12 protein-coding genes are annotated in these 12,694 nt (G+C 71.8%); 5 read left to right on the top strand and 7 right to left on the bottom strand.

The window, feature by feature from the left end; all coding sequences use genetic code 11:
- Positions 1 to 102: 102 nt before the first annotated feature.
- From ACFY12_RS34105 to ACFY12_RS34075, 7 genes are all read right to left on the bottom strand, one after another.
- A complete protein-coding gene (locus tag ACFY12_RS34105; protein ID WP_390719860.1) occupies positions 103 to 837 on the bottom strand; it encodes a hypothetical protein in 735 nt (244 codons plus the stop codon).
- A complete protein-coding gene (locus ACFY12_RS34100) occupies positions 830 to 1,198 on the bottom strand; it encodes a hypothetical protein (protein ID WP_390719859.1) in 369 nt (122 codons plus the stop codon). The genes ACFY12_RS34105 and ACFY12_RS34100 overlap by 8 nt, the downstream gene beginning before the upstream one ends.
- 74 nt (positions 1,199 to 1,272) lie before the next feature.
- A complete protein-coding gene (locus ACFY12_RS34095) occupies positions 1,273 to 2,532 on the bottom strand; it encodes a hypothetical protein (protein WP_390719858.1) in 1,260 nt (419 codons plus the stop codon).
- 184 nt (positions 2,533 to 2,716) lie between these two features.
- The gene (locus ACFY12_RS34090; RefSeq protein ID WP_390719857.1) at positions 2,717 to 4,951 is read right to left on the bottom strand and encodes a hypothetical protein; all 2,235 of its coding nucleotides are present in this window, start codon (positions 4,949 to 4,951) and stop codon (positions 2,717 to 2,719) included.
- Positions 4,952 to 5,288: 337 nt separating this feature from the next.
- Complete coding sequence (locus ACFY12_RS34085; protein ID WP_390719856.1) at positions 5,289 to 5,564, bottom strand: hypothetical protein; 276 nt, start codon at positions 5,562 to 5,564, stop codon at positions 5,289 to 5,291.
- Positions 5,565 to 6,041: 477 nt separating this feature from the next.
- Positions 6,042 to 6,623, bottom strand: coding sequence for a GNAT family N-acetyltransferase (locus tag ACFY12_RS34080; protein WP_390719855.1), 582 nt, complete (start codon positions 6,621 to 6,623; stop codon positions 6,042 to 6,044).
- The gene (locus ACFY12_RS34075) at positions 6,620 to 7,927 is read right to left on the bottom strand and encodes a hypothetical protein (protein ID WP_390719854.1); all 1,308 of its coding nucleotides are present in this window, start codon (positions 7,925 to 7,927) and stop codon (positions 6,620 to 6,622) included. Before ACFY12_RS34075 ends, ACFY12_RS34080 begins: the two co-directional genes overlap by 4 nt.
- A 195-nt stretch (positions 7,928 to 8,122) precedes the next feature.
- On the opposite strand from ACFY12_RS34075, the gene ACFY12_RS34070 reads away from it, so the two are divergent.
- From ACFY12_RS34070 to ACFY12_RS34050, 5 genes are all read left to right on the top strand, one after another.
- Complete coding sequence (locus tag ACFY12_RS34070; RefSeq protein WP_390719853.1) at positions 8,123 to 8,617, top strand: hypothetical protein; 495 nt, start codon at positions 8,123 to 8,125, stop codon at positions 8,615 to 8,617.
- Positions 8,614 to 9,015 carry a DUF6415 family natural product biosynthesis protein gene (locus ACFY12_RS34065; RefSeq protein ID WP_390719852.1) on the top strand — a complete coding sequence of 134 codons (402 nt, stop codon included), beginning with the start codon at positions 8,614 to 8,616 and terminating at the stop codon, positions 9,013 to 9,015. The genes ACFY12_RS34070 and ACFY12_RS34065 overlap by 4 nt, the downstream gene beginning before the upstream one ends.
- Before the next feature lie 174 nt (positions 9,016 to 9,189).
- Complete coding sequence (locus tag ACFY12_RS34060) at positions 9,190 to 10,419, top strand: phosphotransferase (protein WP_390719851.1); 1,230 nt, start codon at positions 9,190 to 9,192, stop codon at positions 10,417 to 10,419.
- Positions 10,416 to 11,342, top strand: coding sequence for an NAD(P)-binding domain-containing protein (locus ACFY12_RS34055; protein ID WP_390719850.1), 927 nt, complete (start codon positions 10,416 to 10,418; stop codon positions 11,340 to 11,342). Before ACFY12_RS34060 ends, ACFY12_RS34055 begins: the two co-directional genes overlap by 4 nt.
- Positions 11,339 to 12,472, top strand: coding sequence for a hypothetical protein (locus tag ACFY12_RS34050; protein ID WP_390719849.1), 1,134 nt, complete (start codon positions 11,339 to 11,341; stop codon positions 12,470 to 12,472). Before ACFY12_RS34055 ends, ACFY12_RS34050 begins: the two co-directional genes overlap by 4 nt.
- The last annotated feature ends 222 nt before the right edge of the window (positions 12,473 to 12,694 follow it).

The raw sequence follows: 12,694 nt of genomic DNA, 5'->3' as shown, positions 1-12,694 counted from the left end.
CGGTGGCTCGGCAGGCGAGCAAGTTATCGCGAGAGTGCTACTTCCCACGGGAAGTAGCACTCTCGCTTGTTCCCGGACCGAGGGCGGTCCGGGAACAAGGGCCTATGTCATGTCCCCCGTGGGGGACGGCGGGCCGCCGACGGCGATGCGGGCACCGACCAGCCGCCCGGCCTGGGCCGCTTCGCGCAGGGCTTTCAGGCGGGCCTTGGGCTCTGGTGGCAGGTGGGGGAGTCCGACCTCGCCGACGTACAGAACGCCCCAGCCGTAGCGGGCCACGGCGGCGAGCCAGCCGTCGGGGATGACGACGGCGCCGCCGTAGAACTGGGCCCCGTCCGGCTCCAGGACCAGCAGCCCGTCCTCGCCAGCGGGCCCGTGGCCGAGCAGCAGCACGGCGATCCACTCCTCGGCAGGCCGGGGTGCCTGGCGGACGCGGGAGATCAGGGTGAAGCCTGCGGCGAGCAGCTTGGCCGTCACCGCGTCGGTGAGGTCGGTGTCCGGGCCCCTGAACTCGTAGACCGTGCCCGCGGTTTGGGCGATGAGCACAGGCAGAGCGGCGCCACCGTGGTCGAGGACGTCGAGGACCAGGTGCATGGTCTCCTCGGCGGCCGTGGTGAGGGAGCCGGTCAGCGGCAGCACGGCGGAGGGAGCGCAGGTGGCATGGACGTGCTCGGTGCGCGTCTGCTTCCCGTCGGTGCGGACCTGCAGGTTGACCGTGCCGTCGAGCCGCTGGCCGCAGCTGGTGCAGAGCGCCCTGGTCAGGGGGCGCGCGCTCTCCCGGGCGGCGGCTTCGTCCCCGATGACGGCCCGGACCTCGTCGCTGATGTGGAGTTCAGGCACCGGGCTGCTCCTGGTCGTGCTCGTCGCGTAGGGCGCCGACGTGCTCCTGGTGGACGTAGCCGCGCGGGTCAGCGTCCCACCGGGAGTCGGCGGCCGGCACGGGCCCGCGCCCGGTGCCGTGGGCGCGGTCGTGTTCAAGCAGGCGGCGGGCGGTCGCCTCGGCGTCCTGCTCACTCTCCTCGGCGGGCTCGACCTCGGCGAGGGCCGACACGGCCCGGTCGGCGAGAGCGGCCCGGTGCACCAGGTAGGCGCGCTGACGGACCTGGTCGTCCGGGTGGACGGTCCGTTCGATGTCCAGGCCCTCGACGGCCGCGGTCGCGCGCAGCAGGGCGAGGTGGTCAATGGGGGAGATCGTGCTCATCGGGTCCTTCCGGAACAGGGCCGGGCCGGAGTCAGCTCCAATGACTCCGGCCGCGGCGGGTGTACGGGTGTGGGTCAATCCTGCTCGGTGTCGTCGTCGGCGGTCAGTGCGTTGCGCAGTTCGCCGACGGCGGTGTGGGACATCGAGGCCAGCGCGCCCAGGTCGCGGTCGGTGCGGTCGCCGGACCAGGCCAGCACGCGGGCCAGGGAGGTGCGGCGGCGGCCCCGGGCCTCCTTGAGCAGCCCTTCGAGCCGGGCGACCTCGGCTCCCTCGCGGTGCAGCAGGTCCTCGACGGCCCGGTGTTCGGCCGCGCGGCGGTGCTGCAGCTGCTCGGTCAGCCCGGTGACGGCGAGGTTCTCGACCACGGCGGCGGCCTGCAGGCGGGCTGCGAACTGGGTGAGCCGGTCGTCGCTCTGGCCGGCCAGGGCCCCGTACTCCTTGGTGGCGGCGGCCACCGCGCGCTGCCCGGCCTCGGTGCCCAGCCACTGCTCGGCGGACACCTGGGTGCGCCCGCCGGCTGCCTTGGTGCGGTAGGCGTACAGCGCGGCGCGGTTACCGAAGAAGGAGTTGCCGCCCCAACCGGCGTCGTAGATCTCGCTGTCGTGGGTGCTGAGGTAGCCCGCTACGCCCCCGTAGCCGGCCTTCGGCTTGTACGCGGCGATGCGGTCCAGCTCGGCGTCGCTGGCCGTGGCGAGGTCGGCGGGGATCAGCTCGGGGTAGCGCTCCAGGAATTCCGCAGCCTCATGGCGCCAGTCGGACACCGGGTGGATGACCGGCTCGGGCCAGGTGACGGTGCCGCGCTCGATCCTCGGCTCGGTCGCCTTCTCGAAGTCGCCCCAGGCGGCGCTGGCGGCGGCCGACCACTCCAGGTCGCCGCGCGGGCCGACGCGGTGGATGGTGTCCATCATCCGCTGGACGATGGGCAGCGCGGCGGTGGCGACCTCGTACAGCTCGTCGGCGGTGAAGAAGCTCCACTCGTGGCCGTGTTCGCGGGTGTAGCCGCTGTGGTCGATGAGCCGGATCGCCACGTCGTTCGGCGGGGCGATCTCGTCGTTGCTGTAGCGCCGCAGGTGGCCGGGGAGCTGCTCGCGCAGCCACTCCTCGGGCTTGGTGTAGTCGGTGTCCCCGAACCACACTTCGCCGGTGCGCAGGTCGATGGCGAACCACTGGTGGTAGCGGGTCCCGGCTCCGGCCCGGCCGCTCTCCTCGTGGCACCAGACCTCGGCGGCCGGCGGCGGGGTCAGGGTCACGCCGGTGAACGCGTCCTCGGGGTGGAAGCCGTCGCGTACGCGCGCGGTCCGTACGACGGGCTTCTCGGTCTCGGTAGCGGCCATCTGGGCTGCTCCTCTCATCGGGGTACAGCCATCGTCCCGCCCAACTCCCCAGCTTGGAAGGTGGTTTCCAGACATGCCGCATCTTTGGCAAGTGGTTTCCAGCCGAAGCGATCACGTAATAACAGGCCCTTTGGACGGCGCCCGCCCAAAGATCGACAGGAAGACCGCGGCTGCGCCCGGGGAGTCAGGCCGTGGCGAGACGGCGCAGGAGACGGGTTCGGGCGGCGTGGTGGTCAGCGCGGCCGTCGTCGGTGCGGGGGAACACGCGGTGGGGCTGGCGGGGCAGCGTCGTGATGGTGAGAGCGGCCTGCTCCTGGTGGACCTGGACGCCGGTGCGGGTGCCGGCCTTCGCCGCGTACATCCGCTCCTCCTCCCGCTGCCACCAGTGCCACAACTCGATCTCGACGGCGTACCAGCGGGCCCGTGCGGCTCCTCGGCCGTGGACGCCCAGGGCCTTGGCCGCGGGGACCAGGGCGCCCTCGCGGAGCCGGTAGAAGGGGGCGCTGGCGCGTTCGGCGGCGAGGGCCTGGCGGACGGCGTGCTGGGCGGTGCCGCGACCGGGGAGCAGGTGGCCCTGGGCCGTGCGGCAGCGGGCTCCGGGTCGGGCCTGGCAGGCCGGGCATTCGTGGTGGACGACCCGTACCGCGCGCGTGGCGACCATCAGGTCCCGCATTCGGGAGAGGTGCCGGGCTACCGTACGGGCGGTGTATCCGGTGCGCTCGGCGATCTCCGTGATGCTCAGCGGACGGTGGGCGTGCTCGACCAGCTGCTGGTAGGTCCGCCCGGCGTGGTGCCCGAGTCCTCCCGCGTATCCCAGCGAGGCCCGGCCGTAGGAGAAGAGATCAGCCCGACCTGCAGAAAGACGCTCCTGGAGGCGGGCAATCAGGGATTCCCGCACCTTCTTAGTGGGGGGCGGGGTTCTTTGTGTCCCACCCCTGACGCCAAGGGCATCGGAGTCGTATCCGGGGTGCTTCGGGGTGATCGGGAGCAGCTCGTGGGTACCGGCCGGGCCGTCGCTCTCACGGTCGGTGAGCCAGCAGTCGAGGCTGAGGCGGTCCTGGGCGCGGTGCATGGTGCTGCGGCCGTAGCCGGTGGCCAGCGCAGCGCGGCGGACGTCGAGGGCCAGGACCAGGGAGCCGGAGCGCAGCGCGAGCAGGCAGCGCACGTCCAGGGCGGCGCGGTCGGCCGGGCCAGACTCGGTCGTCCAGCGCTCGGGCCACGCGTCGGCGGCGGCCTGGATCTGCTCGACGACCTCGACGACGTGGGCCAGCTGCTCGGACCACTTGGCGGACTCCTCGGTCAGCGGCAGGGTCGACGCGTACGCGACGCAGCGCTCCCACTGCCTCTTGAGCTTCTTGCGGGCGTCCTTGAGGTCCAGGACGACGCGCAGCGAGCCGCTGGTGGTGTCGACGCCGGCGTTCGTGCAGGCGTGCAGCAGTCCGCCCTCGCGGTGCCGGGTGTCCTTGAGCAGGGCGGCGACCATCGGCCAGTTCCAGCGGCGCAGCGCGAGCCGGGTGAGGACGGAGGCCAGCACTTCGCTCACCTGGTCGTCGGCCGGGCGGCGGGTCAGCAGCCGGTGCGTCACGTCGTCGAGCAGCGTGTTCGCCGTGCCGGGCAGGCGGTGGCCCTCGTCGCCGTCGGTGAGGACCTCGACCAGCGGCTCGCCGACCGGGCGCAGCTTCACGTTGGCCCGCGCGGGTACGGCGTCGATGATGAGCAGCAGGCGCGTGAACGCCTCGGAGTCGTTGCGGCAGGTGGCCGGGGCGAGCAGCTCGGCGGCCCGGCGCGGGTCCTCGGGGGTCTGCAACTGGCTGCGGGTGCCGGAGCGGTGCAGGGCGCCGATCGGGCGGATCGCGCCGGTCTTGGCGTTGTTCAGCGGGCTCTTGTCGAGGGTCGGCAGACGCTTGGCCGCGGTCTCGTTGATCGCTTCGACCAGCAGCGCGTCAAGCCGGTCGGCGCAGGCGATCCAGACGTGCCGGCCGCGCTCGGACCCGGAGGCGGCGACCACGTAGGTCAGCCCGGCCTCCTCAAGCCAACGGGTCAGCGTGGCGAGGTCGACCAGGGTGTCGCCGCGCTTGCTGTCGAGGTCGAAGCACACCCACTGGAAGCGGTGCTCGGCGTCCGTGAGCAGCACCGCCCACGGCCCGCTCGGCGCCACGGCGGGCCGGGCCGCCCGGACGTACTCGTGGGTCCATTTGCCATCGCCAGAGAGGGTGTCCACCCGGATGGAGTCACGCGGGGACAGCGTCAGGAACAGGTCCTGGAAGTCCACCCGCGGGAAGAAGTCGGGGGGGAGAACACCGGTGTACGGGTTGGCGATTCGAGCAGATGTCGGGCTGTACTCACCCGACTCCAGAGACACTCCGGCGGCGGGTGCGAGCTGTCCGGCATCGCAGCTGTCCGCTACGATGGGAAGCACTCCTAGCGCTATATGAACGACGGAAGCCCCTCTCGCCGTGAGGCGGAAGGTCTCCTGAACGCTTTAGGGCTGGTTACTCCTGAACCGTCGAAAGATGGTCCAGGGGGTGTGCTTCACCTCCGTTTCTTCTGCAGATCGGATCGGGCGGGAACCCGTTCTTCACTGCGGTTGGGTGGCGGTGGCTGACTTGGCGGTCAGCCGTGGGTGGGGTGTGTTGTTTTGGTTGAAATGCGGGGCTCAGCACGCTGGGGAGTGATGCTGGGTCCCATCCGAATGGGCGCCGCCCCGGTTGGATAGGCCGGGGCTTTTTGGCGCGTCCGGATTTCTTGCGGTGGTGCTACCCCGTGAGGGGGAGCGGCTTCTGCTCGTTGAGTTCGGCCGCCCAGGTTGGGCGGCCGTTCTCGTCTACGGGCATCTGCCGCAGCAACTCGTTGACCAGGCCGGCGAATGACATTCCGATGGAGTCTGCTGCCTTGATGGCCTTCGCGGCCTGCTCGGGTAGCACCACCACACCGGTCCGCCAGTTCTGGCCGGATGACGGGTCGTAGGCCACGCGCCGGTAGGGCTGCGCCTTGCCGCGCACAGATCCCGATCCTTTGCTGGTACGTGCCATGGAGTAGATCTTTCCATACGGATCAAGGACTTCACTACAGAGTTGCGGGCGTGTCGCGGATTTTCTCGTGAGGCGGATGTTTCTTCCCGCTCTGCTGACCCGCCAGAGTGACAGCCAATGAGGGCGGTTCGGCCGATTTCGAGTTGAGGGTGGCCCGTCGTGGCGACACGGCGCACGGTCAACTGCCGTACGGCGACATCACCTGATTCGGTCACCCGGCACCCTCCTCAACTCGCGATCGCAGCCTTTCACTAGCCATATATACGGATCGACCCTCGAAATCGTTACAGGTTCGGGGACACCAGTTTTCGCAGCTCAGGTGTTGTCCCCCGTGGCGGCATGGCGAGTTGGGGTGGTGTCCCGCAGGGCGGAACTCGGGCGTCAAAGCGGGGTGTCTCCCGGGAGACGGCTGTCCGGTGCTGAGCGGGGCATCGTTCGTATCGTCACGCTGAGGGGAACGTCGTCGCCCGGATTCTGTTACACCCCGCCCGTAACCGGTCGGTCCTTGACCTGGAGGAGCAGCAGGTCGTAGACCGGGCCGCCCGGCTCGTTGTGGTACGGGCCCGCGTGCTTGTAGCCGAGACGGTCGTACAGGCCGCGTCCGGCGGTGTTGTCCGGGCGGACCAGGAGCGAGGACCACTCCGGGGCGATGGCCTTGAGCAGCTCGGCGTGCAGGCGGAGGCCGACCCCCTGGGACTGCCGGGCGGGGGTGACGGCAAGTTCGCACAGTCCCATGAGGCGGCCCTCACGGACGTGTTCGGGGATCTGGGGGAGAAGGTCGCCATACCAGTACTCGGGCGTGCAGGGGAAGGCGTACCCGAAGCCCACCATGGAGCCGCTCGCGTAGGCGGCGACCAGCGTGAACCCTTCGTACTTGAGGTGTCCGAGGACCTGGCGGCGCAGGGCGGGCACGGACAGGCCGTCGGTGGAAGCGCCGGGTGTGTCGACGAGTTCGGGGTGCGCGTCAGCCCAGATGTCGGCGATCGTGTCGAGCAGCGGCGGGACCTGGCCGGGGCCGTAGGTGCGGATCACGACGTCTGTGCGGGTGCTGGGGGTCACGCCCGTCCTCCTCCGGTGGCGGTGGTGGTGCGGTACTCCTCGATCCAGTCGGCGACCGCGGGGACGCGGTTGTGCCGCTGCAGCGCGCCCGCGACGTTGTGCAGCGATTGCAGCAGCCGGTCGGAGCGCACCTCGGGGAGGAATGCGAGGACCCTGCCCGCAGCCTCGGCCGCGGCCTCCGGCTCGGGACGGTCCCTCACCGCATGTTGGATGGCGACGTCGGCGGTGTACAAGGCCCGGTTTCTGGCGAACGCATCACCGTGCAGCAGTACGGCCTGCTCGGCGCCGGACGCGGCACGCTCGTGCTGTCCGAGGTCCGCGCGGGCGAGGCATTCGAGCCCGGCCAGCTCGCCGGGCGCGTAGAAGCCCAGCCATGGCGGGTCGTTGTCGCAGGGGCCTTTGGCGTAGAGATGGTGGGCGCGGACGATCGCCTGGTCGGTCGCGCTGGCGTCGCCCATCAGTGCCCAGCCGCCGGCCTCGCGCATGTGGAACAGGCTCAGCAGGCGCGGCGAGGCGAGGCTGCGGGCGACGGTCTGCGCGCCCTGCGCGGCGGCAACCGCCTCGCGCGGCCGTCCCTGGGCCTTGGCCAGCAGGCTCAGACAGCCGAACGCATGCGCCTCCAGCTCCGGATCGTCCGCCATCCGTGCGGCGGCCAGGGCCTCGCCGTACAGCGAGTGGGCATCTCCCGGGCGGCCGGAGTCATAACTCAGCCACCCGGCCGCGATCGACAGCGCGCCGACCGCCGAGCGCAGCTTCGTCTCCGTCTTCGAGCTGTACGTGCCGGTCTGCAGCCACTGGTAGGCGGTGTGCAGCGCCTGGGAGGCTGCCTGGCGCACCGTCGCCGAGCCGTGGTCGTGGTCCTTCTCGTACAGGGTGGCCACAGCCTTGGTGACAGCACGCACTTGGGTCGCGCCGATCCTCCCCGGGGCCTTCTCGTCGGTGCCGAGCGGAATCCCCAGGACGACGCCTGCCCCGTCGAACAGGAAGTCGCGCCGTTCCACCGGATCACTCTCCTCCACCGGCCCGTACGTCGCGACGGCCGCAGTCGGGACGGTGTGGAAGCCCAGTTGGGCCATGCTGCGGCCGGTCATCCGGGTCAGGATCCGCCGGTACACGCCACGGGGACAACCGACCTCCCCGTCCTCCCAGGCCGCCACTAACCGGGCCTGGCACCCGACGGGCTCGCCCATCTCCTTGCCGGCCTTGCGTACCGCGGCGGCGAACTCCATACGGCTCATCTGGAATTCGTCGACGCGCACCTGGCGCAGCACGGTGTTGGGGATGGCGCTGCGGCGGTCGGCCATGCCGGGCTCCGGAGTCCGCGAGGTTGGAGAGGGTGCGGCGACCGTACCGCCCCCCTCCGTCCCATGCCCGGACTTGGCCAGGGTTCACCCGTCCTGGACCGACTTACATCGTTCTTGCATCGGGCTGGCGTCGCTCCCACTCGGCCGCTGCTGCTTGCGTGGACGGTGACGTGACGACTAATCAGGGAGGCGGCCGTGGCGAAGTCCTCCGCCAACGGAGCGGCCAAGAGAACCAGGAAGCCCACCCCAACGTGGGATGAGCTGGCTGCCGAGACCGACAGCAAGCGAGCGCACTGGGTCCGGGGCCGCAATCACACCGAGTTCGTGGCATGCGGCGAGGACTGGCAAGCGGTGTCCGTGAAGCCCCTGCAGCTGGGCCTCGACGCGCTCGCCGCGATGCGCGTCGGCACCCGCCGCGGCTACCTGATCGTGGCCGACCACTTGCGCGGCATGCTGTACGTGATGGTGCCGACCGGCACCGGCGAGACGTTCGCCGGTATCCCGGGTGTGCGGGTCCTCGGCCGTGGCCACCAGCTGCTCATGCCGCGCACCCCGCAGGACAGCAGCGTGGCGGCCGACTGGGTCGGCACCCCACGCGACCTCGACACCCCGGTGCTCGTCGACCCCGACCAGCTGGCCGCGCGCCTGCAGGAACTGGCGCCCTCGTACGAAGAGGCGATGGCGTCGTGAACGACACCCCAGTACAGACCTCCGGCACGGTGCTGTGCGACCCCGACGGCTCGCTCACCCGGGATCTCCCCCTCGACCGGGAACCGGTCATGCTGCTGGCCACCGCGGTGATCACACTGCCCACGACCGGGGACACGCCTGCGCCGAAAGACTGCGAGCAGATCGCCCGGCTGCTGGCCGGGCACGCACGCCTCGTCGCTGACGAAGTACGGGCGCTGTGTGCCCAGCTGCCGCGCCTGAGCCCGCTGCGCCCACTCACCGAAACCGTGCTCGGCGAGGCCCGCCGGCGCCTGTCGGTGGATCCCCGCCCCACCCTCGCCTCCGCGCAGAACCGCGCCCGGGTCGTTCGCATCCTGTACGAGCGTCTCGACCGGCTCCAGGGCCTCCCGCCTTCCTGACCATCCCTCCCCGAGACGCCCGATGCTCCGCCCCCGTGGGCTCGGGCGCACGGGAGTCCCCGGCAGGTGGGCCGCTCCGCAACCGGCCTGCCGGGGACTCCCGATCAGCCGCCATGCGCCGCGCTCAGCCCGGTGCCCCGGCGGGGTTCCCATCCACTGCCATTGGAGGCGTACGTGAGCACCACAGCCGTGAGCACATCGCCCGAACCCGTTCCTCCCGTCCCGGACGCCGGCGAGGTGTTCGCCTTCGCCGCCCGCGAGATCGCTGCCGCTGCTGTCGACCTGTGGCCGCGCGCCGACATCGACCTCGGCGACCACGTCCCGAGCGTCACCGGCTACGTGCGCCGGATCCGCGTGGACGGGCGCACTCTGTATGCCAAGTACGCCTTCCTCGGGGTGTCGCTGGTCTCGCTGCTGCGGGGCGCCTGCGGGCCCTGGCCGGATGTCCGGGCCGCGCAGCAGGCGTACGTGCAGCGTCCCGGCGCGCTGATGGATCGGGAGGCCGCGCAGCTGCGGCTCCTGGCCCAGCAGGACTCTCCCCGGGTCTGCGCCGTGGCCGGACTGGCGCGAGGGGTGCTGTTCACCGAGTCGGTGACCGGCCCGACCCTGGCCGACCTGCTCCTGCAGCGTCCGCACGATGCGGCCGATCTCCTCGCTGGCACGTTCGGCGAACTGCGGCGGCTTCACCACCCGTCCGCGGCCCGGCTGCTCGGCCCGGCCCGGGTCATCGGGGAGCGCAGCATCCGGGGGACCTTCAAGCGCAAATTCAACGGACTGAGCGGCCCCACCTACGTGGAACGGCTCGGGGCCGAACGGTGCGCGCCCGACGACCGCGCCCTGGTCGTCGGGCTGCTGCGCGATGTCGTGGTCCGGCTGCACCGGCTCCAGGCCACGGGGCTGCCCCAGCAGGCGAGCCGGAGGGTGCTGGCGTACGGGGATCTCAAGCCGGAGCACGTGGTCTTCCCCCAAGGAACATCCGGTCAGGCGGTGTTCATCGACCCCGGCCTGCTGCTCGCCCCGCCCGCGGTGGATGCCGCCAAGCTGATCAGCCGGACCGTGCTGCTGCTGGCCGCTGCCCGACCCGGCGCCGATACGGGCCAGCAGGCCATGCGCGGTGTCGGCGCCTTCGCCGCGGCGCGGACGGACGTCCTGCCCGCCCGGGTCCGCCGCTCGTGGCTGCGGGAGCTGCTGGTGCTGTGGCTGATGGACAGCGTCAACATCCTCACCACGTACCTGTCCGCGCCCGGCGCGCTGCCGCTGCCCGCTCGGGGCAGCGCTCTCGTCGGCCGGGCCGTCGACCTGTGCCGGATGACCGACCAGCTCAGCTCGGAGCTGGCGGCCGGCGTCGATGCGCGCGCCGTGTGGGAGAGCGCGCTTGGCCGGGCTCAGGCGGTCGCCGCGTGAGGCCGGGGCCGGTGGGCGCGGTCGGTGTCGTCGGTGCCGGAGCCGTCGGCCAGACCATCGCGGCCACGCTGGTGGCCTCCGGCATCTGCGATCGCCTGCTCGTCGTCTCGCGCACTGTCGAGCAGGCGGCGGCGCTGGCCGCTGACCTCGACGACATGCGCCAGACCACCGGATCGACCGTGCACCCCGAAGCCCGACGTGTGGCGAACCTGATCGGCTGCCACGCCGTGGTCGTCGCCGTGCGGACCGCGTTCACCAACACCCGTTCCGCCGACGTACGGATGGGCGGCGCGATGGCCAACGCCCCCGCCATCCGTGCTCTGGCCACGGCCCTGCGCGGCTACCAGGGGACCGTGCTCGTGGTCACCAACCCGGTCGACCTGATGACTCGGCTGTTCGCCGAGACCTCCGGCTGCCCGCGCGTGTACGGGATCGGCTCGAACCTCGACTCCGCCCGCTACCGGCTCACCCTGGCCCACCTGCTCGACGTGCCCGCAACCGCCGTGCACGGCCACGTCATCGGCGAACACGGGGACGGCGCGGTGGTGTGCGCCTCGTCGACCACCGTCAACGGCACGCCTGCCGCCGTCCCCCTGACGGAGGTACGCGCAGAACTGTGTACCCGCCCCGGCCGGATCAGCGCGGGCGTCGGCCGCACCCGCTCCGGACCCGCCGGCGCCGTGCTGTCCGCCCTGCGCAAGACCCTCGGCCTGGTCGACGGCACCGAGGAACTGACCTGCGAACACCGAGGCGACTGGCTCGGAATTCCGTTGCGCTTCAGCGCCGGTCAGCCCATAGCGTGCCTGCCTGCCCTCGACGCGGGCGAAGACGCGCAACTGGCCGCGACCGTCACCAAACTCCGTGGCGCCTACCAGGCGTTACGCCGTCCTGCCCCATCTTCGACCCGACTGGAGACGACGTGAGTACCCCCACCGCCACCCGGCTGCACGCCGCGGACGCGAGCGTGACTGTCCTGAGCAACACCCCCTCCGTCACCGACTGGGCCCGCCGATACTTCGGGTCCTGGTGGAACGCGTTCGAGGTCCCCGCGAGCAGCGTCTGCGCCGGACCGCTCGTCACGGCCGACCTCGACGACAAGGCGTACGCCGACCTCAACGCGCTGGTGACCGCCTGCCCCCACGACGAAGTCACCTACGCCAAGGCCCGGCTGCTGCTCGCCCGGGACAGCACGGGCACCATCACCGGTGTTTCGCCCGGAGAGGGACTCGCCTACCGCTCCGAGCAGCTCGGCGGCCACGTCACCATCGCCGGACGTACGTCCGAGCAGCTGGCCCTGGCCACGGCCCGGATCGCCCGGGAGATGATCCGGGCGGCACTGCTGCGGGACGGCTGGACGCTCCTGCACGCATCCGCCGTCGTCTGCGACGACCAGGCCCTGCTCGCCTTCGGCTCCAAGGGAGCGGGCAAGACCACCACGGCGCTGCTGCTGGCCAGCCGCGGCGCGCGGCTCCTCGCCAACGACCGGGTGTTCGTCAAGGTGGTCGGCGATGAGCTGCGCGTCCTGCCGTGGCCGTCGGCGGCGGCCGTCGGGCTCGGGCTGCTCGATGCCCTGGGCCTGTACGACGTCGTGCGCGAGCGGCTCCAGGCGGGCGAACAGCTCCACCCCACGCAGCACCAGGACGTCACCGACGCGCTCCTGGCCGGTCGGCGCGAGCCGCTGTGGGAGCCGGGCGGCAAGCGGGAGAGGAAGGTCCAGGTGTTCCCCGACCAGTTCCACACCTGGTTCGGCATGGAACTGGCGACCGGCGGACGCGCGGCAGCGCTGCTGTTCCCCCGCATCGACCCCTCCGCCGTGCCGGCCGTGGTCGACGGCGAACGCAGCCTCGGCGAGGACGACTTCATGAGCGGAGCCACAGAGGACCGCTACCCGGACCACTTCGGCCTCGCGCCCGGCATCAACGGCGCCGGCGACGACCTGGCCCGTGCCACCGTCGCCGACCGGCTGGCCGCGCTTTCGCACCACCAGGTCGTACTCGGCCACGACGTCCAAGCCAACGCCGACTTCCTCGCCAAGCTCGCGGGCGTCCAGTGAGCGTCCAGTCCCACGGCCGATAGCGGGCCAAACTGACCCCGGGAGCGTCGTCCAGCGCCATCCCCGTGGGCCTGGGCGACGGGCGTCTCGGACCTGCCCCGGGGGTGGGGGGGGGGGGGTGGGGGGGCCCCCCCCCCCCCGGGGGGGGGGGGCCCCGGCGCCCCCCCCCCCCCGCCGGGCACGCGTGTGTGGCGGCCCCCCCGCACCTGGCCCCCCCCCGCG

It is taken from the genome of Streptomyces sp. NPDC001339, from assembly GCF_042895955.1.
Taxonomy (GTDB): Bacteria; Actinomycetota; Actinomycetes; order Streptomycetales; family Streptomycetaceae; genus Streptomyces.
Note: the sequence above shows the minus strand (reverse complement) of the source record. Positions and strands in the feature narration are given on the sequence as shown.